The sequence below is a fragment of the Rahnella sp. BIGb0603 genome (genome assembly GCF_024808755.1).
GTDB classification, from domain to species: Bacteria; Pseudomonadota; Gammaproteobacteria; order Enterobacterales; family Enterobacteriaceae; genus Rahnella; species Rahnella contaminans.
The window spans coordinates 1-19788 of the sequence record NZ_JANUEX010000003.1; the positions used below are offsets into that span (position 1 = coordinate 1).

The following is a 19788-nucleotide window of genomic DNA, read 5'->3' on the forward strand; positions in this document are numbered from 1 at the left end:
GTGTGTAAGTGCAGCGATGCATTGAGCTAACCAGTACTAATGACCCGAGAGGCTTAACCTTACAACACCAAAGGTGTTTTAGATTGACTCTGTGCGAGACCGAGATTTTTCAGCGTAATGTTCCGAGATTGGTTCGTAGTGCAAGCCTGAGAGAGGGTGAGCGGTATGAATGAAACAGAATTTGCCTGGCGGCAACAGCGCGGTGGTCCCACCTGACCCCATGCCGAACTCAGAAGTGAAACGCCGTAGCGCCGATGGTAGTGTGGGGTCTCCCCATGCGAGAGTAGGGAACTGCCAGGCATCAAATAAGTTCCTTTTCCCCTGACAAGGAAGATAACAGGAACAAACTTGTATCAGACGATTGCTGATATGAGTGAAAGAACCGGTGGAGCGGTAGTTCAGTTGGTTAGAATACCTGCCTGTCACGCAGGGGGTCGCGGGTTCGAGCCCCGTCCGTTCCGCCACTAATTGCATAGACCCTGAATCGAAAGATTCAGGGTTTTTTGCATTTTTAAAATCTGTAAAAAATCGGGTGTTAAACGTACTGGATTTCTTATTTAAAGCTTTTTTATCCGGTTGAAAACTCTGTGTGATATTTTAAATCAATCGATTAACTTTCTGTTGAAGATTAATCTATATAATCACTGTTCTTATTTTATGAGAATAATAATGTTTTCCCAATTTAACCCATTATAATGTCGCTGACTTTAATTTCATAAAAACCCCAAATGCTATTTCCCACTATAAAATTAAGATTTATCAGATATGTATTCTGGTCGGTAATATCTAAATTGTTGTAAAAATAACTAAAACACATCATTCAGCGCAATAGCCTGTCAGATTACTGATGCAACTTTTAATAAAATATCATAAAGTCTTAATTCGGAAGATTCGCGAAGATTAATCATTATGAAATTCTCACTGGATATACTTGACTGGCAGGCGGTTGCTCCTGGTATCAATAATTGTGCCGATTGGATCCAATGGGCGCAATGTTCCGGTGTGGATGCATTTTCAGGTGAAATCCCAAAGAGCGCGCAGATCCCAATGATGGCTGCGCGTCGTATGAGTATCGGAAGTCGTTTTGCCGTCGATGCCGGTTTGTCCTTACTTACGAAACATCAGGTTGATGCCGCAATTTTTACCAGCCGCCACGGTGAACTTGAGAGAACGGGGCGCATTTTACATGCGCTTGCAGAAGACGACGCTATTTCCCCCACCGAATTTTCGATGTCTGTCCATAATACCGCCGCTGGCTGGTTAACCATTATCAGTAAAAATACACTGCCGGTGACCTCACTGGCCGCCGGTACGGACAGTTTTCAGCAAGGTCTGCTGGAAGCGCAATCTATGCTGGCAAGCGGTGCTTCGCGCGTCATGCTGGTCGATTTTGATGGCGAAATTCCCTCCCTTTATGCTGAATCGGTAAATTCCGAGTTTCTGCCTTACGCGATGGCAATAATATTGGCGGATGGCGATACTTTGCAGTGCCAGCGCATTTCAAAAAACGGCGAAATCGATCCGCTTGCTCTTTCGCAGGGTTTGCAATTCCTGCGGGGTTATCTGTCCTCATCACGTTCATTTATTGTCAGTGCTGATAGTCGCCATCACTGGCAATGGACGCGTGCATTGTGAGGAAAGAATCTGCCTTAATGGAAGACGTTTCCTCTTTGCCGGACCGGATGTGGCGATGGTCTGTTACAGGCATGTTTTTTGCGCTTTTCGGAATTGGCGGACTGCTGCTTTCTTTGTTCTGGTTTACTCTGTTGCGGTTAATCATACGTCAGCCGGAAAAATTGCATCGGATGACACTGAACAGCATTCGTAATAGCTTTCGACTTTTCCTCGGAGGATTACGACTTTTTGGTGTGATGGATTACAGGTTCGTCGGCGATGAAAAGTTTCAGGAGGATACCGGATGCCTGATTGTTGCGAACCATCCCAGCCTTCTTGATTATGTCATTCTGGCTTCACGAATGCCGCGCTGTGATTGCATCGTCAAACAGGCGTTGCTGAAGAACCCATTTTTGGCCGGCGTCATCAAAGCAGCCGGATATCTGGTGAACTCAGGGTCTGATGAGTTGCTTCAGGCTTGTGAGGCGCGCCTCAAGGCAGGTGGAACGTTGCTGGTCTTCCCTGAAGGGACGCGTTCTTTGCCTGAGAAACCGATAACGCTACAGCGTGGTGCAGCAAATATCGCGCTGAGAGCCGGTTGTGATGTACGGATTGTTCATATTTCCTGCCAGCCACCCATGCTGACCAAACAGGGGAAATGGTACGAAATTCCGCGGGTAAAACCTCAGTTTGTCATCACTGTTGCCGATAAGGTAAAGGCTGAGGATTTTTTTGATGAACAGGATCTTTCGCCTGCGTTGGCAGCAAGGCGTCTGACACAGCATTTGCGCTCTGAACTGATGCACGGTAATACTCAAAATAACGAGAAATAAGTCATGGATTCATTAAGTAACGACATTAAAGAACTTATCATCGCGACGCTCAATCTGGAAGGAATGACGCCAGACGAGATAGATACGCAAGCGCCTCTTTTTGGCGACGGGTTGGGGCTGGATTCTATTGATGCCCTTGAATTAGGCCTGGCATTGAAAAAGCAATACGGCGTGATCCTTTCGGCTGAAAGTCAGGAAATGCGTGAGCATTTTTATTCCGTTGAAAGTCTTAGCCAGTTTATATCAGTTCAGCGTGGTTAAAGAGATTCCTATGCAGAAGCAAGAAATTTATCAGCAGATTAGCGCGTTATTAATCAAGCTATTTGAAATTGATGAAAGTGATATCAGCCCTGATGCCAAACTTTACGAAGATTTGGAATTAGACAGTATTGACGCTGTGGATTTGGTTGTTCATCTGCAGAAATCGACGGGCAGAAAAATTAAACCTGAAATGTTCAAATCAGTACGAACCGTTCAGGATGTTGTTGATGCCATCGATGAATTACTTAACACGCCAGCGCAATAGTTGCTGTGTCTGAAACCCGGTGCTTTTCCCTTCAGCTTGTCGCAGCGTTCGCTCGCTGGGCAATGCCCGTGGCGATTATTGCTTATCCGGTAGCGGTCTGGTGTGGCTTAAAAAATTGGGGAATGAGTATTCTTGCTCCCCTTCTGATTATTGCGTTTATTCTGCGGTTGCTCACCTTTCGCGGAAAATTAAATCAGCTCACTTTTTTCGGTAAAGCGATGGCCGTCGCTGGCATTGTGCTGGTCATCACCAGCGTTTTACTGCGCGAAACGTCGATGCTGTTGTATTACCCGGTGGCGGTGAATTTCCTGCTTCTGAGCCTGTTTTTTAGTTCATTGTTCGCCCGGCAATCACTGGTTGAGCGCCTTGCCCGGCTGAACGAGCCCGACTTACCGTCCGAAGGGGTTGTCTATACGCGACGCGTGACACAAGTCTGGTGCCTGTTTTTTGTTTGTAATGGATCTTTTGCTTTATATACCTGCCTGAAAGGCGATGTGTCTTTGTGGGCGCTTTACAACGGCGGGATCAGTTATCTGCTGATTGGTTTATTAATGGGTATTGAATGGATAGTCAGAAAGCGTCTGCGCAAGCCGTGACGCTGCCAATGTGCCAATGGCTGGGCACGGAAAGAGCAGATGATCATCTGGTTGCCTGGAGTGCAACCCGTGAGTACAGGCAGCGCGACTTCCGTCGGGATGTCGCGACGCTGTTTGCCAGTGTCAGTGTGACTCCCTGTTCGCGCTGGGCGCTGTGTCTGGAAGATAACTATTCGTTCGCTGTGGCTTTACTGGCCGTTCTTTACAGCGGGAAAACCCCTGTTTTGCCCGGACATTTTCGTCAGGCTCAGCTCTCTGAGCAATGCGATGAATTCGATGCGCTGATTACCGATCTGCCGTTGCAGCTCAATTGTCCTGTTCTCCGCTTCCCGTTTGTTACCCTTGAACCGCTTTCCGTTTTACCTGCATTTCCGGAAAATGCATCGCTCGTCCTCTTCACGTCCGGATCAACCGGAAAACCGCAGAAGATTATCAAACCAGTCTCTTGTCTTGAACGTGAAAGCCAGTGGCTCAGTGCGCAATGGGGCGCAGAACTGGCCGGTTCCCGGTTCGTCGCCACGGTCGCGCCTCATCATATGTACGGCCTGAGCTTTGCGTTCATGTTGCCGCTGTCACTTGGCCTGCCGTTTGCGGCCACCAGCGTCCAGTATCATGAGCAGCTGCATTCACGCGCAGTAAAAACCCCGCTGGCGTTTGTCAGCAGCCCGGCCTTTCTCAAACGTCTGGACTCCACATTAGCGCCGGTCACGCTGCGTGCAGTTTTTTCCGCAGGCGGCCCTCTGGAAAGCGATGCGGCGCAATCAGTGAAAGCAACATGCAGTTGCCTGCCAACAGAGATTTATGGCACCACCGAAAGTGGCGTTATCGCATTTCGCCAGCAAACCCGGCCTGGCGAAGCCTGGGCGTTGTTCGACAACGTAGATTTACGCCCTCAGCCCGATGGCAACATTGCAGTGATTTCTCCGATTATTCCGCAGCCGGAAGGCATTGCTCTTAGTGATGAGATAAAACTGTCGTCTGACGGTTCACGTCATTTTGACCTTCTGGGCCGTAAAGATCGGATCGTTAAAATTGCTGAACAGCGGATCTCGCTGGATGAAATTGAGCAACGCTTGTGTGCGCTCGATCTTCTGGCTGACGCCTGCGTTCTGACGCTCGAAAAACAGGGCAGGGTTTCGGTTGCGGCATTGATTGTACTGACCCCGGCGGGCGATGCGCTGTTGCAGGTCGAAAACCGCAATGTCCTGTTTGGGCAGATCCGCCATGCTTTGCGGGAATGGGTATCTCCGGTGTCACTGCCGCGATACTGGCGTATTGTTCCGGCGATCCCTCTCAATCAGCAAGGTAAGCGCGCAGCCGCTGAATTACAGGAAATGTTTTTATGATGAAGCCTGAAGTCCTGAGCATGCATAAAAGCAGCGACACCAGCCTGATCCTCGAATTGCGACTCTCAGCGGATTTATTCTGGTTTCGCGGGCACTTTCCCACGTATCCGCTGCTTCCGGGTGTCACGCAGGTGAACTGGGTGATGGAGTATGCGGGGGAGATTTTACGGCTGAATAAGGCTTTTTCAGGGATGGAAGTGGTGAAGTTTCAACGGCCACTTTTGCCGGATGAAACTGTCAGTCTGCACATTGACTGGCTGAAAGAAAAACACCGGCTGGTTTTCCGCTATGCCCTGGGCGAAACCATTGCCAGCAGTGGAAAAATCACATTATGTCCGTAATATCCTCAGCGCTGTTTTCGCCCTGTCTGATTATCCCGTGTTACAACCACGGGCCGATGATGGCCGGTGTGCTGGATAAACTCCGGTCTCTCGGATTGCCGTGCATTGTGGTTGATGATGGCAGCGAGGCACAAACTGCGGATGAATTACAGCGTCTGGCGCAGATCACGCCGTGGATGAGCCTGACGCGCCTGTCGCCGAATCAGGGAAAAGGTGCCGCCGTCATGGCCGCCTTACGGCTGGCTGCGGAAAAAGGGTTTACCCACGCCATGCAGGTTGACGCAGACGGTCAGCACCAGCTTTCCGACGTTCCTCTCATGCTGGAGGAAGCGCGAAAACACCCGGATTGCCTGATCTCCGGTCAGCCGGTGTATGACGAAAGTGTGCCGAAATCGCGCCTTTATGGCCGCTATGTCACGCATTTTTGGGTCTGGGTCGAAACCCTGTCATTTTCCCTCAAAGACAGCATGTGCGGATTTCGCGTTTATCCTTTGCAGGCTTGCCTGAGTCTGATGGACAAACAGCCACTGGGTTTACGCATGGATTTCGATACTGAAATCATGGTGCGGCTTTACTGGCAGGGGACGCGCAGCCGTTTCCTGCCGACGCGCGTCACATACCCGCAAGACGGCGTTTCGCATTTTGATGCGGTGAAAGACAACATTAAAATCTCGTGGATGCATACCCGCCTGTTCTTCGGCATGTTGCCGCGCATTCCTTTTTTGCTGCGCCAGAGACAAACGCAGCAAAGCGATCCGCACTGGTCGGTAACGCGCGAACGTAAAGGGCTGTGGGGTATTCGCCTGATGCTGAAGATTTATCGCGTGCTGGGCTACCGCGCTTTCCAGTTACTGCTTTATCCGGTGATTGGTTACTTCTGGCTGACGGGTGGAAAACAGCGCAAGGCGTCGGCCGCGTGGCTTGAACGCGTCCGCGACGTTGCAGCTCAGCGCAAAATCGCGTTGCCTTATCCGTTAAGTACATTCCGGCATTTCATGCGGTTTGGCGAATCGATGCTGAGCAAACTGGCGAGCTGGCAGGGCGATAAAACTCTGAATGATGCGGTGCTGGTGAATCCCGACGTCTGCGAAGCGCATATTGCCTCCGGGCACGGCACGCTGATCCTCGCCTCGCATCTTGGCGACATCGAATCCTGCCGTGCTATTGGTGCGCTGAATCACCGGATCACCGTGAATGCGCTGGTTTTCACCGAACATGCCGAACGGTTTAATCAGGTGATGAAAGAAATTAACCCGCAGGCGCTTGTGAATCTGATTCAGGTGAGCCAGATGGGGCCGGACACCGCCATGTTATTGCAGGAAAAACTCGATGCCGGCGAATGGGTGGCAATTGTGGGCGACAGAACGTCCGCCAGCCGTCATCAGCGCGGTGAGCATTCCCGCGTCATCTGGAGTGATTTTCTCGGTAAACCGGCGGCTTTCCCACAGGGACCTTTTATTCTGGCCGCCGCCCTGAAAGCGCCGGTGATGCTGATGTTTGGCATCAGACAGGAACGGCGTCTGCATATTTACTGTGAATCTTTTGCCGATCCGCTGATTCTGCCCCGCGCAAATCGTCTGCCTGCATTGCAGGAAACCGTCGACCGCTACGCTGCGCGCCTTGAATATTACAGCCTGCTGGCGCCTCACGACTGGTTCAACTTTTATGATTTCTGGCAGCATCCCGCAGATGACGCCTCTGACAGGAAACCTGACTGATATGACTTCCAAACTTGATCCGCGCTTTAACGACCCGCGCTTTTCCACCGTGGTGGAAATCACCGTGCCTTTTCATGATGCTGATGCCATGGGCGTTGTCTGGCATGGCAATTATTTCCGTTATCTCGAAGTTGCGCGCGAGCAATTGCTGAAACAGTTCGATTATGGCTATCGTCAGATGGAAGCCTCCGGTTATGTGTGGCCGATCGTGGATACGCGCGTGAAATATATTGCGCCCGTCCTGTTCGAACAGCGCATTGCCGTTCACGCGCAGCTGGAAGAAATCGAAAATCGTCTGCGTATCGGCTATCAGATTTATGATATTGAAACCGGAAAACGGACAACGACGGGTTACACGTTACAGGTCGCCGTGGATGCTGAGACCAAAGAGATGTGTTTTGTCTCGCCGCAGGTTCTTTTCGATAAAACCGGAGTCAGTCTGTGAAATCACTTCTGTTTGTTTTACTCGCCGCGTTCAGCGTTGCTGTCCAGGCCGTGACGCTCGATGACTTGCAGCAGCGCTTCAGCCAGGTACCGGTCCTGCGCGCTGAATTCGCCCAGCAGAGAACCATCAGCGGGATGGCGCAGCCGTTGAACTCCGGCGGAAATTTACTGATTGCGCAAAAACAGGGGCTTTGGTGGCAGCAGGAAAAACCGTTCCCTCTGACGTTCCTTCTGACGGAAACCCGCATGGTGCAAATCATGGCGGGCCAGCAGCCGCAGGTGATTACGGCCAGCAATAATCCGCAGATGTTCCAGTTCAACTCCCTGCTGAGCGCGCTGTTTCATGCAGACCGCCGCGTGCTGGAAGAAAACTTCACGCTGGATTTCGCAGATAAAGGGCAGGGCGCCTGGACGCTGGTGCTGGTGCCAAAAGTCTCGCCGCTGAACCGCCTTTTCCGCCGCATTACACTCAACGGGGAAACCTTCCTGAACAAGATTGATATCGATGATATGCAGGGCGACGCGACGCATATCCGTTTCTTTAACCAGAAAACGACGCCCGCTGAACTGACTGACGCCGAGAAACGCCATTTTGCATCCTGATCTTCACCGCCGGCTGGCGCAAATCTGGCTGCTGATTATTGTGTTGCTCATCGCCGCGCTGGTCTGGTTACTCCCGCGCAGCCAGATTAACAGCAGCGTGCTGGCGCTTTTGCCGCAGCAACAGACGGCGGCTCTTCCTCCGGCGATTTCTGACGGCTTTACTCAGCGGCTTGACCGCCAGTTAATGTGGCTGGTCAGCCCGCCGGAAGGCGCGGGAACAAAACCTCTTGAAGACTGGCTGAAACAGCTGCGATCGCTTCCTGCGCTGAGTCAGGTGGAAGGGCCGATGGATGAGGCGCGTCAGCAGGAATGGGGCGCGTTCTTTTTCAGGCATCGTAATGCTTTGCTTGATGACGCCACCCGTCAGCGCCTGAACGCCGGTGCTGAACAGCAAAGCCAGTGGATCATGGGGCAGGTTTATTCCGCCTTTGCCGGTGTCAGCGGAAAAGAGCTGGCTAACGACCCTCTGTTGCTGGTGCGTGCCTCACAAATGGCGCAGCAGCAAAGCAGCGGCGGCATGAGCCTCGATCAGGGCTGGCTGATGACGCGAGATCCGCAAGGGCGCAGCTGGTATTTACTTCACGGCGAGCTGAATACGTCGTCCTATGACATCACCAGCGCGAAGCACACTGTCGGTGAGCTGAATGCGGCGAGGCACGCTTTTGAAGTGCGCTGGCAGGGCGCGAAAGTGCTTGATCGCGGCACGATTTTTTACAGCAATTATGCCAGCCAGCAGGCTGAACATGATTTATCTACCATTGGCGCGGCCTCGGTTATCGGCGTCTTTCTGCTGATTTTACTGATGTTCCGCTCCGCGCTGCCGTTACTGCTCAGCCTGCTTTCAATCGGTATTGGCGCGCTGTCGGGCACGGTATTTACCCTGTGGGTCTTCGGTGAAATACACGTGATGACGCTGGTGCTGAGCGCCAGCATTGTCGGGATTTCTGCCGACTACACCCTCTACTTCCTCACTGAACGCCGCGTTCACGGTGAAACCAGCACGCCGCTCGAAAGCCTGAAAAAGCTGTTCCCGGCGTTGTCTGCTGCGCTGCTGACAACGGTCGCGGCTTACCTGATGCTGCTGATTGCGCCGTTCCCCGGTCTGCAACAGCTGGCGGTTTTTGCCGCCGCCGGGCTGAGCGCCGCCTGTATCACCGTCATGTGCTGGTATCCGTATTTATCGGCGCATTTGCCGGTCGGTCCGACGCCCGGGCTGGCGCTGATATTGAAATGGTTGCTGGCATGGCGCAGCCGTAAACCGGTTCGTATCGGGCTGCCGGTTTTGATTTTCATGCTGGCGGCGGGCGGAATTTATCAGCTTAAAATCAATGACGATATTGCCGATTTACAAACGCTGCCGGCAGATTTACAGCAGCAGGAACAACAGATTGCCGCGCTGACCGGACAAACCAACGATCAGAAATGGTTGATCGTTTACGGCGATACGGCGGAGCAGACGCTTCAGCGTCTTGAAGCTTTGCGTCCAAAACTGGAGCAGGCGAAAACGGATGGCGTGATTGCCGGTTATCGCGCGCTCAGCCTGCCGTCGCAATTACAGCAACAAAAAGATCTCTCGTTACTCCGCCAGCGTGCGCCGCAGATTATTGCGCAGTTGCAGCAGTCAGGGGTTCCAGTCGCCATGCCGGATCTCAACCCGCAAACGGTTGATGTCCCGCTCTGGTTAAACAGCGTGGTCAGTCAGGGCTGGCGCTTACTGTGGTTGTCTTTGCCGGACGGACGCAGCGCGACGTTAATCCCGGTCAATGGCGTTCACGACACCGCTGCCGTGGCGGCGCTGGCGGCGGCGTCTCCGGGAACCGGCTGGATTGACCGCAAGTCTGAATTCAGTGAGCTGTTTTCTCAGTACCGCGTTTACCTCACTTATCTGCTCGGGCTGGCGGTGGCGGTGATTGCCGCGATTTATCTCTGGCGTTTTCGTCTGCCGCACGGGCTGATTTGTCTGGTGCCGACGCTGCTTTCGCTGGGAATGGGCATCGCCGCGCTCGGTTACAGCGGTCACCATCTCAACCTGTTTTCATTGCTGGCGCTGATTCTGGTTCTGGGGATTGGCATCAACTACACCCTGTTTTTCACCAATCCGCGCGGCACGCCGACCACTTCGATGTTTGCCATTTTTATGGCTGTCGCGACCACGTTGCTGACGTTCGGTATGCTGGTATTCAGCTCCACGCAGGCGATCAGCAGCTTTGGCATTGTGCTGAGTTCCGGCATATTGACGGCGTTTTTACTTTCGCCGCTGACGTTGCCCGCTAAAAAAAGAGGACGTAAGAAATGATCCGCTTCACGCTGCCGGTTCTGGCACTGCTGATTTTGATGTCTGGCGGCTGCGCCTCGCGCCCTCCAGCTCAAACGCTGCCTCAGGCGTGGCTGAAACCGGGCGTACAGGTGAAATTACCCGCGCCGGTGCTGGCAGCACCGGTCAGTCAGCAGCAATTGCTGACGGCAACGGTCAACGGAAAACAGCAGTCTTTGCTTGTGCTGCTTAACGCCGACGGCAACTCTCTACAGCTGGCGGGGCTCTCGCCATTGGGGATCCGTCTCTTTAAAGTGGTCTACGATCAAACCGGCATCCATACTGAACAGGCAATAAAGATTGAGGGTTTGCCTCCAGCAAATCAGGTTCTGGCCGATATTATGTTCAGCTACTGGCCGGTGGGAAGCTGGCAGCCGCTGTTGCCGCCGGGCTGGACGCTGAAAGACCAGCCTTTACGCCGTACGTTATCGGATGACAAAGGCAACGCGATCACCCGGATTGACTATCTGCCAGAAGGCAAATCACGACGGCCTGTTTCGATTACGCAGATGGCGTTCCATTACCAGATCACTATCCAGAATGTCGGTGAATAACATGATTTACTTTTCGGCCGTGGGCATGGTTAACGCGCTGGGAAACAACAACGCGCAGATTGCTGCCAGCCTGACGGCGGGTGTTTCACCGGGCATGTTTGTGCAGGAAGGCTGGCTGACGGAAAATCGCCCGGTCTGGCTGGGCGCTGTCACGGGCTATTTACCGCCGGTCCCGGAATCGCTTTCCGTGCACCGCAGCCGCAATAACCAGCTGCTGCTGGCCGCGCTGGCGCAAATTGAAACGCCGGTCAGCGAGGTTATTGCCCGCTATGGTCACGAACGCGTTGCGGTGATTATGGGCACCAGCACCTCCGGCATTGCCGAAGGGGAAGACGCGGTGCGCCATCTGCATCAGCAGGGGACTTTCCCGCAAGGCTATGACTATCAGCAGCAGGAACTCGGCGATCCTTCGCAATTTATGGCGGAACTGCTGGAGCTGACAGGACCGGCATACACGTTATCGACGGCGTGTTCATCCAGCGCGAAAGCCATTATCAGCGGGATGCGCCTGATTGAGTCCGGCCTGGCTGATGCGGCAATTGTCGGCGGGGCAGACAGCTTGTGTCGGATGCCGGTCAACGGTTTCAACAGCCTTGAGTCGTTCTCCCGTGGCCGCTGTACGCCCTTCGGACAGGATCGCGATGGCATTAATATTGGTGAAGCGGCGGCGCTGATTTTGCTGACGCGTGAACCGGCGGATGTCGCGTTGCTGGGCACCGGTGAGTCTTCCGATGCCTGGCATATGTCCGCGCCGCATCCGGAAGGGGCGGGCGCAGAGCGGGCAATCCGCATGGCGCTGCAACAGGCCGGACTTGAGCCAGAAAACGTCGGCTACATCAATGCGCACGGCACGGCAACACCGCTCAACGATCAGGTGGAATCGGCGGTGATCCACCGCGTATTCGGCAGCCAGATCCCGTGCAGCTCGACCAAACATCTTACCGGTCACACGCTGGGCGCCGCCGGTGCGACAGAAGCGGCGCTGAGCTGGCTTATTCTGACGCAAAATCTCAATCTGCCACCTCAGGATTTCAGTATTACGCCACGTGATGCCAGTCTGCCGGATATCCGGCTGGTTGATGCACCACAAAGGCTGGAACGTCCGGTCATCTTGTCCAACTCATTTGCCTTTGGTGGCAACAACGCCAGCATTGTGATCGGGAGGCCGTCATGAGCATTCTGACCGCCGCCGGATATTTACCGCACGACACGCCGATGGTGTTGCTGGAAAACGTCGTCAGCGTAACGGAAGAAACCGCGATCTGTGACGTTGTCGTCTCACCTGACGGCGTGTTGGCGCCTTTTCTGAATGCACGCGGCGCATTGCCCGCCTGGTACGCCCTTGAACTTATTGCACAGACCATCGGCGTCTGGAGCGGCTGGCACGGTGCGCAATCCGGAGAGCCCCCGCAGGTTGGCATGTTGCTGGGCGGCCGTGCGATAAAATGCAACGTGCCTGAATTTGTGGCAGGCAGTGAATTGCTTATCAGCGTTTCAATGGTATTACGCGATGAAAAACTCGCGAGCTTTGAAGGTGTTATCAGTATTAAACAGGAAAAAGACAACCTTCAGGTTGCTCAGGGAAGGCTGAACACGTATCAGCCAGCAAAGGACGAACTTATTACGCTCACACAGGGGAAAAAGGAATGACGCGTTCGGTATTAGTGACCGGAGCCAGCAAAGGGATCGGTCAAGCGATAGCCTGCCAGCTGGCGACGGACGGCTTTGAGATTGTCGTTCACTATCACAGCGATAAAAGCGGGGCAGAGCACACGCTGCAACAAGTGCGGGCATCTGGCGGCAGCGGTCGCCTGATTCAGTTCGATATCAGCAACCGCCCGCAGTGCCGCGAAGTGATTGAGGCCGATATTGAAGCGCATGGCGCTTACTACGGCGTCGTCAATAATGCCGGTATTACCCGCGACGCCGCGTTTCCGGCGCTGACGGATGAAGACTGGGACGGTGTGATCCACACCAATCTCGACAGCTTCTACAACGTATTGCAGCCCTGCATCATGCCGATGATCGGTCTGCGCGCGGGCGGACGCATTATCGCGTTGTCTTCGGTTTCCGGCTTGACGGGCAACCGCGGGCAGGTGAATTACAGCGCGGCTAAAGCCGGAATTATTGGCGCATGCAAAGCGCTGTCCCTGGAGCTGGCGAAACGCAAAATTACCGTCAACTGCATCGCGCCGGGGCTGATTGATACCGGCATGCTGGATATGGAAAAACCGGCGCTGGACGCTGCGATGAGCATGATCCCGCTGAAACGTATGGGCAGTGCGGAAGAAGTGGCCGGGCTGGCGAGCTATCTGATGTCCGACATCGCGGGGTATGTCACCCGTCAGGTGATCTCCATTAACGGAGGCATGGTATGACTCAGCGTGTTGTTATTACGGGTATGAAAGGCATCACGGCGTTCGGCAACCACTGGGATGACGTGAGTGCGCGTCTGCAACAGGGCAAAAATGCCGTCCGCCACATGGATGAATGGCTGATTTATCAGGGGCTCAATACCCATCTCGGCGCGCCCGTTGATGATTTCGAATTGCCTGCGCATTACACCCGAAAACGCATCCGCTCGATGGGGAGCGTTTCCCTGCTTTCGACCCGCGCCACCGAACTGGCGCTGGAACAGGCCGGTTTGCTGGATGATCCGATCCTGACCAACGGCGAAACGGGCATTGCTTTCGGTTCCTCCACCGGCAGCACCGGACCGGTCAGTGAATTCGCCACCATGCTGACGGAAAAACACACCAACAACATTACCGGCACGACGTATGTGCAGATGATGCCGCACACGACAGCGGTGAACGCCGGACTGTTTTTTGGCCTGAAAGGGCGGGTGATCCCGACGTCGAGCGCCTGTACGTCTGGCAGTCAGGCCATCGGCTATGCGTACGAAGCCATTAAGCACGGCTACCAGACCGTAATGGTGGCAGGCGGCGCAGAAGAACTTTGCCCGTCGGAAGCGGCGGTATTCGACACACTGTTTGCCACCAGCCAGCAAAACGATCACCCGGAATTATCGCCGCGTCCTTTTGATTCGCAGCGAGATGGTCTGGTGATTGGCGAAGGTGCCGGGGCGTTAATTCTCGAATCGCTCGAACATGCGCAGGCGCGTGGCGCAAAGATTTACGCTGAAATCACAGGTTTCGCGACCAACTGCGACGCGGCGCATATCACCCAGCCGCAGCAATCCACCATGCAGATTTGCATTGAAAAAGCGCTGAAAAATGCCGGGATCCCGGCGGCTGAAATCGGGTATATCAGCGCGCACGGCACGGCAACTGACCGTGGCGATATTGCTGAAAGCCATGCAACGGCTGCCGTGTTTGGCAATCAGACGCCGATTTCGTCGCTGAAAAGTTATTTCGGTCATACGCTGGGTGCCTGCGGCGCGCTTGAGGCCTGGATGTCGCTGGAAATGATGCGTGAAGACCGCTTTGTGCCGACCATTAACCTGACTCAGCCAGATCCGCTTTGCGGCGATCTGGACTACATCATGGGAGAATCGCGTCATATTCAGACCGAATTTATCCAGTCGAACAACTTTGCGTTTGGCGGCATTAACACGTCGCTGGTTTTCCGCCGCTGGCCGTAAATGACCAATTCTGCGCGCATTATCACCGCGTCGCTGGACGACACTTTTCCGCTGTCACGCCTGCCCGCAGAACTGCTGGCGAAAAGTGAAAACCTGCATCCTGCCCGCCGCCAGCAATGGCGTGCGGGCAGGGCGCTGCTGGCCGAAGCGTTGTTTGCTTTCAGCGGACAGGAAATGCTGCCAGAAATGCAAATTTCCGCGCGGGGTAAACCGTCTTTTACCGATCCCTCATTGCCCCATTTTTCCCTCAGTCACAGCGTTAACAGCCTGCAACTGGTGCTGTGTGCCGCGGGAGAAACGGGCGGTGACGTCGAACAGATCCGGCCTCGGGCGCGGTATCTGGACGTGGCGAGGCAGGCATTCAGCGAAACCGAATTTTGCTGGCTGACGGAACAGGAAAACCCGCTAAATGCGTTCTGGCAATTATGGTGTCTGCGCGAAGCCTGGCTGAAACAGCAGGCCGGAAGCGTGTGGCAGATGGAACGGATCCGGCTGGATCCCGCTGCCGGGCAATTTTCCCCCGAATCCGCAACGGACAGCAAACTGTGGTGGGCCGCAGGAGAAACCGTAATGTCGGCAATGGCATTGCCTGCCTGCGTGACGACATGTGAAGAGTATACTTTCGATGCCCGCAACGGGTCGATTATCCCGCAGCTTATTCCGCGAAACCCCCGCCGCTGGTCTTGTTATTCGCTGGCCTGATTATTGTTTTTAAAGCAAAAGTCTTGTAGCAAACCTGTCGTTTTTATCCATGAAAAGCCGGTCCATACTCTCCCGCATTGCTGACCTTTTAAAAAACAAAGAGAGAATATGATGAGCATTCCTGCATTCGGTTTGGGTACGTTCCGTCTGAAAGATGACGTGGTAAAAGCATCGGTGAAAACCGCAGTGGAACTGGGCTATCGCGCGATTGATACGGCGCAAATCTATGATAATGAAGCAGCGGTTGGCGACGCGCTGGCGGAAAGCGGCGTCCCGCGTGAGGAACTCTATATCACGACCAAAATTTGGATTGAAAACCTGGCGGCAGACAAGCTGATCGACAGCCTGAAAGAGAGCCTGTGCAAACTGAAAATGGATTATGTTGATCTGACGCTGATCCACTGGCCGTCTCCGGGACAGGCCGTCAGCGTGGCAGAAACGATGCAAGCGCTGGTTGAAGCGAAGAAAATGGGTCTGACCCGCGAAATAGGTATTTCCAATTTTACCGTCGCACTCATGCAGGAAGCGATCGACGCCGTCGGCGCTGATCAGATTGCGACCAACCAGATCGAACTTTCTCCGTTCCTGCAAAACCAGACCGTCGTCGATTTTGCCCGTGAAAACGGCATTGCGGTGACTTCCTACATGACGCTGGCTTACGGCGAAGCGTTGAAGGACGCGACGATTATCGCGATCGCCGAACGTCACAACGCCACGCCAGCGCAGATCGTTCTGGCCTGGGCGCTGCAACTGGGTTACGCGGTGATCCCGTCATCGACGAAACGTGAAAACCTGGCGAGCAACCTGCTGGCGCAGAAACTGGTATTGTCCGATGCCGACATGCAGGAGATTGCTGCGCTTGAGAAAAATGGACGATTAGTCAGCCCTGAGGGCCTGGCGCCAGCATGGGATTGAGCACCTTCCGGTGAGCTGGCGGTGCTGGACGGAGATGATTTCGGTTTTTCACTTGCCGTGAGGGCTGGACCGTGAATATTTTGGTTTCTCAAGAACAGTGATCACCCGGCTTTTCAATACGCGCTGTCGCTCGAACGATGGACATGTTCTTGAGAAAGCCTCTGGCCGCTTCAGAAAGTTAGCTGAGTGAGTGTTTCGAGACCCCAGGCTCGAAGACCGAAACGGAGGAACCGCGCAGCGGCAAGCTTTCGCGGCAATAGCATGTGTTTCTGAAACATAGCCAGCGAGCGACAGCGCGCAGTTAAAAAAACGCAGGACTCCAAAGGGTTTCGTTTAAAACCCTTTGGGCCAGTTTGGGCGGCGAGCCCAAGGTCTTGACCTGATTGAAGCGATCACTGCACGTGAGAAACCGAAACTCTCTCGATCAGGATTAACTCTGGGCTTGCCCTAATTTTTCGCTCAGAAAATCGATAAAACACCGAATCCTCGTACTCACCGTCTGATCACTGTAGTAAACCGCATGCAACGGCATTGCAATCCGCATGACATCCGGTACCAGCAACTTCACCAGTTCGCCGCGATGTACATCCTCGTCAGTCATGAAATCAGACAAACAGGCGATACCGTTTCCCTGCAAACACAGTCTGCGCAGGGTTTCGCCGCTGCCTGAGCTGATAAACGGTGTGACCGTCAGTTGCTGGCCGTCAGCACACAGCAGCGGCCATTTGTTCAGTGCGACCACTTCGTTAAAGCCCAGGCAACGGTGTTTCAGCAGCTCATCGGCGGTTTTGGGCGTGCCCCATTTTTTAAGATATTCCGGCGACGCCAGTACGTTCCGGTGGCTCAGCATCAGTTTTCGTGCCCGCAGGCTGGAATCTTCCAGTTCCCCTACCCGGATTGCCACGTCCACTTTATGGTCGATCAGGTTGATGTTGCTCTCGGACGAAAACAACGCCAGCGACATCTTCGGGAAACGTTCGGTAAATTCAGCCACCAGCGGAGAAATGACGTGCAGGATCACCGGCGTTGCGGCGTCGACGCGCAACAGACCCTGCGGATCGTCACGATTCTCCAGCAGATCGTCTTCGGCTGCCGCCATTTCATGCAGGATTTTTTGCACACGGACGAAATAGCGCTCGCCTTCGTGCGTCAGGTTGATCTGACGCGTGGTGCGGTTGAGCAGGGTGATGCCCAGTTTTTGCTCCAGACGTTTCAGCGTCCTGCTGACCACAGAATTATCCTGCCCCAGCTGTTCTGCCGCGCGGCTGAAACTGCCACTTTCCACTACCGTGACAAAAGTGATCAACTCTTCAGAACTGGCTCGCATTGTTGTTACTCCAGCATAAATGATTTGATACTTTGGTTATTTCTGTCATTTAAGCACAAGCCGATAATAGCCGCCATCAAATCGAAATTCATTGTGGAGTAAAGGTTATGCCGCTTGCACTATTAGCACTGACCATCAGTGCGTTTGCTATAGGAACGACAGAGTTCGTCATCGTGGGCCTGGTGCCGACAATCGCCGAACAGCTGGGCGTCAGCGTCCCGTCAGCGGGTTTACTGGTATCTATTTACGCACTCGGCGTGGCGATTGGCGCACCGGTGCTGACGGCGCTGACAGGGCGTGTACCGCGTAAAGCGCTGCTCATCGGCCTGATGGTGCTGTTCACGCTGGGCAATCTGCTGGCGTGGCAGTCACCGAATTACAACACGCTGGTCATCGCGCGTTTGCTGACCGGGCTGGCGCATGGCGTGTTCTTCTCGATTGGCTCGACGATTGCCACCAGTCTGGTGTCAAAAGAAAAAGCCGCTTCGGCCATTGCGCTGATGTTCGGCGGGCTGACCGTGGCACTGGTCACCGGCGTGCCGTTGGGGACATTTATCGGGCAGCATTTTGGCTGGCGTGAGACGTTCCTCGCGGTATCAATGATTGGCGTGATTGCCATTATTGCCAGCGCGATCCTGGTGCCAAACAACATCAAAAACAAACCGTCGGCGCGTATTTCCGATCAGGTTAAAGTGCTGATGAACCCGCGCCTGATGCTGATTTACGCCATCACCGCACTGGGCTACGGTGGCGTGTTCACTACATTTACGTTTCTTGCCCCGATGATGCAGGAGCAGGCCGGTTTCTCCGCCAGCATGGTGAGCTGGATCCTGCTTGCCTACGGCGTTTCAGTGGCCATCGGTAATATCTGGGGGGGAAAACTGGCTGACCGTCATGGTGCAGTCAAAGCGCTGACCATTATTTTCGCCGCCCTGGCCGCGCTGTTACTGATTTTCCAGTTCACTTCAGGTTTCGGTATTCCGGCGTTAATCACGCTGCTGGTGATGGGGATTTTCGCCTTCGGCAATGTACCGGGTTTGCAGGTTTATGTGGTGCAGAAAGCCGAGGAAGTGACGCCTAATGCCGTCGATGTGGCGTCTGGTCTGAACATTGCGGCGTTTAACGTCGGTATCGCCTTAGGTTCTGTGATTGGAGGGCAGGTGGTTTCCACGATAGGGCTGGCGCAAACACCGTGGATTGGCGCAGTGATTGTCCTCGGCGCGCTGCTGCTGATCCGCCTCAGTGGTCATCTGGACAGAAAGTTAAAACCTGCTGTTGCCTGAACTTAGCAACATTTACTCTCTGCACGGCTCGCCTCTGGCGGGCCGTTTTTGTTTTTATGCTAGCCTGTAGATGTGACCGGGTTGTATACCAATGTAAACAGATTTGGCCTCAGCGCCTGCGGGCGTATACTGAACTTTCGCTGTGAGAAACTCTCTCATATAGCATCGATACAACGGGTAACAGGCGATTAGCGTGCGGAAAAAAACATATGCAATGAGGTATGTCGCAGGTCAGCCCGCAGAGCAAATCTTCCCTGGGGTCCTCGCACATTTAGGGCCGGATTTGCCGCCGGGTGCTGCGCTACCCAATTCGAATACTTTGCGCGTCATGGTGTGGAATATCTTCAAACAGCAGCGGGCTGACTGGTTGTCAGTTCTGCGTGATTACGGTAAAGACGCGCAACTGGTGTTACTTCAGGAAGCGCAGACGACGCCAGAACTGATACGTTTTGCCACATCCAACTTTCTGGCGGCCGATCAGGTGCCGGCGTTTATGCTGCCTCAGCACCCCTCTGGCGTGATGACGCTGTCTGCGGCGCATCCGGTTTATTGCTGCCCGCTGCGTGAGCGTGAGCCGCTTCTGAGGCTGTCTAAATCGGCATTAGTGACAGTCTATCCGCTTCTGGACGGTCGTTTACTGATGGTGGTGAACATTCACGCGGTGAATTTCAGTATCGGTATCGACGTTTACAGTAAGCAGCTTGACCCGATTGGTGAGCAAATTGCCAACCACAAAGGGCCGGTGATTATGGCGGGGGATTTCAACGCCTGGAGCAAGCAACGCATCAATGCGCTGTTCGGCTTTGCGGGGAATATTCAACTGGAGGAAGTGCGTTTCCCCTCCGACTACCGCAAACGGGCATTCGGCAGGCCGCTGGACTTTATCTTCTACCGCGACCTGAGTGTGACCAGCGCATCGGTGATGGAAACACGCGCCTCAGATCATAACCCGTTGCGGGTGGAATTTATGGCCAGCAAACCGCTGACGTTGTAGCGCTTAATTTTTTCATCAAAAGAACCTCCGCCATAAAACGCAGATATAAAAAAAGCACCCGGAATTATCAGGGT

21 protein-coding genes, 1 tRNA gene and 1 rRNA gene are annotated in these 19788 nt (G+C 53.9%); 22 read left to right on the top strand and 1 reads right to left on the bottom strand.

What is annotated here, in order from left to right:
- Positions 1 to 184 precede the first annotated feature (184 nt).
- The 20 genes from rrf to dkgB all read left to right on the top strand — a co-directional run bounded on the left by rrf (position 185) and on the right by dkgB (position 16110).
- Positions 185 to 300, top strand: a 5S ribosomal RNA gene (rrf, locus tag M2403_RS08320).
- An 87-nt stretch (positions 301 to 387) separates the two neighbouring features.
- A tRNA-Asp gene (locus M2403_RS08325) sits at positions 388 to 464 on the top strand.
- 445 nt (positions 465 to 909) lie between these two features.
- On the top strand, positions 910 to 1635 hold the full coding sequence (locus tag M2403_RS08330) for a beta-ketoacyl synthase chain length factor (protein WP_165058647.1): 726 nt from the start codon (positions 910 to 912) through the stop codon (positions 1633 to 1635).
- Positions 1636 to 1652: 17 nt separating this feature from the next.
- Positions 1653 to 2447: a 1-acyl-sn-glycerol-3-phosphate acyltransferase gene (locus M2403_RS08335; RefSeq protein ID WP_235937328.1), complete on the top strand. Its 795-nt coding sequence runs from the start codon at positions 1653 to 1655 to the stop codon at positions 2445 to 2447.
- Between the two features lie 3 nt (positions 2448 to 2450).
- The gene (locus tag M2403_RS08340) at positions 2451 to 2708 is read left to right on the top strand and encodes a phosphopantetheine-binding protein (protein ID WP_152324700.1); all 258 of its coding nucleotides are present in this window, start codon (positions 2451 to 2453) and stop codon (positions 2706 to 2708) included.
- 10 nt (positions 2709 to 2718) lie between these two features.
- Entirely contained in the window at positions 2719 to 2973 is a 255-nt protein-coding gene (locus tag M2403_RS08345; RefSeq protein ID WP_152324699.1) for an acyl carrier protein, read from the top strand.
- Between the two features lie 122 nt (positions 2974 to 3095).
- Positions 3096 to 3569: a hypothetical protein gene (locus M2403_RS08350; RefSeq protein ID WP_405047816.1), complete on the top strand. Its 474-nt coding sequence runs from the start codon at positions 3096 to 3098 to the stop codon at positions 3567 to 3569.
- Positions 3536 to 4915: an AMP-binding protein gene (locus M2403_RS08355; RefSeq protein WP_259228918.1), complete on the top strand. Its 1380-nt coding sequence runs from the start codon at positions 3536 to 3538 to the stop codon at positions 4913 to 4915. The genes M2403_RS08350 and M2403_RS08355 overlap by 34 nt, the downstream gene beginning before the upstream one ends.
- Positions 4912 to 5256 (top strand): 3-hydroxyacyl-ACP dehydratase FabZ family protein, encoded by a 345-nt coding sequence (locus M2403_RS08360; protein ID WP_259228919.1) that lies wholly within the window; start codon positions 4912 to 4914, stop codon positions 5254 to 5256. The genes M2403_RS08355 and M2403_RS08360 overlap by 4 nt, the downstream gene beginning before the upstream one ends.
- Positions 5247 to 6974 carry a glycosyltransferase gene (locus M2403_RS08365; protein ID WP_259228920.1) on the top strand — a complete coding sequence of 576 codons (1728 nt, stop codon included), beginning with the start codon at positions 5247 to 5249 and terminating at the stop codon, positions 6972 to 6974. Before M2403_RS08360 ends, M2403_RS08365 begins: the two co-directional genes overlap by 10 nt.
- Before the next feature lies 1 nt (position 6975).
- Complete coding sequence (locus M2403_RS08370) at positions 6976 to 7419, top strand: thioesterase family protein (RefSeq protein ID WP_152324695.1); 444 nt, start codon at positions 6976 to 6978, stop codon at positions 7417 to 7419.
- Positions 7416 to 8021, top strand: a complete 606-nt coding sequence (locus M2403_RS08375) for an outer membrane lipoprotein carrier protein LolA (RefSeq protein WP_259228921.1) — start codon at positions 7416 to 7418, stop codon at positions 8019 to 8021. The genes M2403_RS08370 and M2403_RS08375 overlap by 4 nt, the downstream gene beginning before the upstream one ends.
- Positions 8011 to 10317, top strand: coding sequence for an MMPL family transporter (locus tag M2403_RS08380; RefSeq protein ID WP_259228922.1), 2307 nt, complete (start codon positions 8011 to 8013; stop codon positions 10315 to 10317). Before M2403_RS08375 ends, M2403_RS08380 begins: the two co-directional genes overlap by 11 nt.
- Positions 10314 to 10889, top strand: coding sequence for a DUF3261 domain-containing protein (locus M2403_RS08385; protein ID WP_165058638.1), 576 nt, complete (start codon positions 10314 to 10316; stop codon positions 10887 to 10889). The genes M2403_RS08380 and M2403_RS08385 overlap by 4 nt, the downstream gene beginning before the upstream one ends.
- 1 nt (position 10890) lies before the next feature.
- Positions 10891 to 12063: a beta-ketoacyl-[acyl-carrier-protein] synthase family protein gene (locus M2403_RS08390; protein ID WP_208950428.1), complete on the top strand. Its 1173-nt coding sequence runs from the start codon at positions 10891 to 10893 to the stop codon at positions 12061 to 12063.
- Positions 12060 to 12539, top strand: a complete 480-nt coding sequence (locus tag M2403_RS08395) for a hotdog family protein (protein ID WP_259228923.1) — start codon at positions 12060 to 12062, stop codon at positions 12537 to 12539. The genes M2403_RS08390 and M2403_RS08395 overlap by 4 nt, the downstream gene beginning before the upstream one ends.
- Positions 12536 to 13267, top strand: a complete 732-nt coding sequence (locus M2403_RS08400) for a 3-ketoacyl-ACP reductase FabG2 (protein WP_259228924.1) — start codon at positions 12536 to 12538, stop codon at positions 13265 to 13267. Before M2403_RS08395 ends, M2403_RS08400 begins: the two co-directional genes overlap by 4 nt.
- Positions 13264 to 14493: a beta-ketoacyl-ACP synthase gene (locus M2403_RS08405; protein ID WP_259228925.1), complete on the top strand. Its 1230-nt coding sequence runs from the start codon at positions 13264 to 13266 to the stop codon at positions 14491 to 14493. The genes M2403_RS08400 and M2403_RS08405 overlap by 4 nt, the downstream gene beginning before the upstream one ends.
- On the top strand, positions 14494 to 15195 hold the full coding sequence (locus M2403_RS08410; RefSeq protein ID WP_259228926.1) for a 4'-phosphopantetheinyl transferase superfamily protein: 702 nt from the start codon (positions 14494 to 14496) through the stop codon (positions 15193 to 15195). It begins immediately after the preceding gene.
- Positions 15196 to 15306: 111 nt separating this feature from the next.
- On the top strand, positions 15307 to 16110 hold the full coding sequence (gene dkgB, locus M2403_RS08415; protein WP_152324740.1) for a 2,5-didehydrogluconate reductase DkgB: 804 nt from the start codon (positions 15307 to 15309) through the stop codon (positions 16108 to 16110).
- Between the two features lie 430 nt (positions 16111 to 16540).
- Here dkgB and yafC read toward each other — a convergent pair whose 3' ends face one another.
- A complete protein-coding gene (gene yafC / locus M2403_RS08420) occupies positions 16541 to 17437 on the bottom strand; it encodes a DNA-binding transcriptional regulator YafC (protein WP_152324686.1) in 897 nt (298 codons plus the stop codon).
- A 107-nt stretch (positions 17438 to 17544) separates the two neighbouring features.
- On the opposite strand from yafC, the gene M2403_RS08425 reads away from it, so the two are divergent.
- Both M2403_RS08425 and M2403_RS08430 read left to right on the top strand, forming a co-directional pair.
- Entirely contained in the window at positions 17545 to 18720 is a 1176-nt protein-coding gene (locus tag M2403_RS08425; RefSeq protein WP_208950424.1) for an MFS transporter, read from the top strand.
- Between the two features lie 193 nt (positions 18721 to 18913).
- Positions 18914 to 19714 (top strand): endonuclease/exonuclease/phosphatase family protein, encoded by an 801-nt coding sequence (locus M2403_RS08430; RefSeq protein ID WP_208950423.1) that lies wholly within the window; start codon positions 18914 to 18916, stop codon positions 19712 to 19714.
- Positions 19715 to 19788 lie beyond the last annotated feature (74 nt).

Excerpts from the sequence above, each read along its gene's own strand:
- M2403_RS08330 (WP_165058647.1), top strand. The coding sequence starts at position 910 with ATGAAATTCTCACTGGATATACTTGACTGGCAGGCGGTTGCTCCTGGT.
- M2403_RS08335 (WP_235937328.1), top strand. The coding sequence starts at position 1,653 with ATGGAAGACGTTTCCTCTTTGCCGGACCGGATGTGGCGATGGTCTGTT.
- M2403_RS08340 (WP_152324700.1), top strand. The coding sequence starts at position 2,451 with ATGGATTCATTAAGTAACGACATTAAAGAACTTATCATCGCGACGCTC.
- M2403_RS08345 (WP_152324699.1), top strand. The coding sequence starts at position 2,719 with ATGCAGAAGCAAGAAATTTATCAGCAGATTAGCGCGTTATTAATCAAG.
- M2403_RS08350 (WP_405047816.1), top strand. The coding sequence starts at position 3,096 with ATGAGTATTCTTGCTCCCCTTCTGATTATTGCGTTTATTCTGCGGTTG.
- M2403_RS08355 (WP_259228918.1), top strand. The coding sequence starts at position 3,536 with ATGGATAGTCAGAAAGCGTCTGCGCAAGCCGTGACGCTGCCAATGTGC.
- M2403_RS08360 (WP_259228919.1), top strand. The coding sequence starts at position 4,912 with ATGATGAAGCCTGAAGTCCTGAGCATGCATAAAAGCAGCGACACCAGC.
- M2403_RS08365 (WP_259228920.1), top strand. The coding sequence starts at position 5,247 with ATGTCCGTAATATCCTCAGCGCTGTTTTCGCCCTGTCTGATTATCCCG.
- M2403_RS08370 (WP_152324695.1), top strand. The coding sequence starts at position 6,976 with ATGACTTCCAAACTTGATCCGCGCTTTAACGACCCGCGCTTTTCCACC.
- M2403_RS08385 (WP_165058638.1), top strand. The coding sequence starts at position 10,314 with ATGATCCGCTTCACGCTGCCGGTTCTGGCACTGCTGATTTTGATGTCT.
- M2403_RS08390 (WP_208950428.1), top strand. The coding sequence starts at position 10,891 with ATGATTTACTTTTCGGCCGTGGGCATGGTTAACGCGCTGGGAAACAAC.
- M2403_RS08395 (WP_259228923.1), top strand. The coding sequence starts at position 12,060 with ATGAGCATTCTGACCGCCGCCGGATATTTACCGCACGACACGCCGATG.
- M2403_RS08400 (WP_259228924.1), top strand. The coding sequence starts at position 12,536 with ATGACGCGTTCGGTATTAGTGACCGGAGCCAGCAAAGGGATCGGTCAA.
- M2403_RS08405 (WP_259228925.1), top strand. The coding sequence starts at position 13,264 with ATGACTCAGCGTGTTGTTATTACGGGTATGAAAGGCATCACGGCGTTC.
- M2403_RS08410 (WP_259228926.1), top strand. The coding sequence starts at position 14,494 with ATGACCAATTCTGCGCGCATTATCACCGCGTCGCTGGACGACACTTTT.
- dkgB (WP_152324740.1), top strand. The coding sequence starts at position 15,307 with ATGAGCATTCCTGCATTCGGTTTGGGTACGTTCCGTCTGAAAGATGAC.
- yafC (WP_152324686.1), bottom strand. The coding sequence starts at position 17,437 with ATGCGAGCCAGTTCTGAAGAGTTGATCACTTTTGTCACGGTAGTGGAA.
- M2403_RS08425 (WP_208950424.1), top strand. The coding sequence starts at position 17,545 with ATGCCGCTTGCACTATTAGCACTGACCATCAGTGCGTTTGCTATAGGA.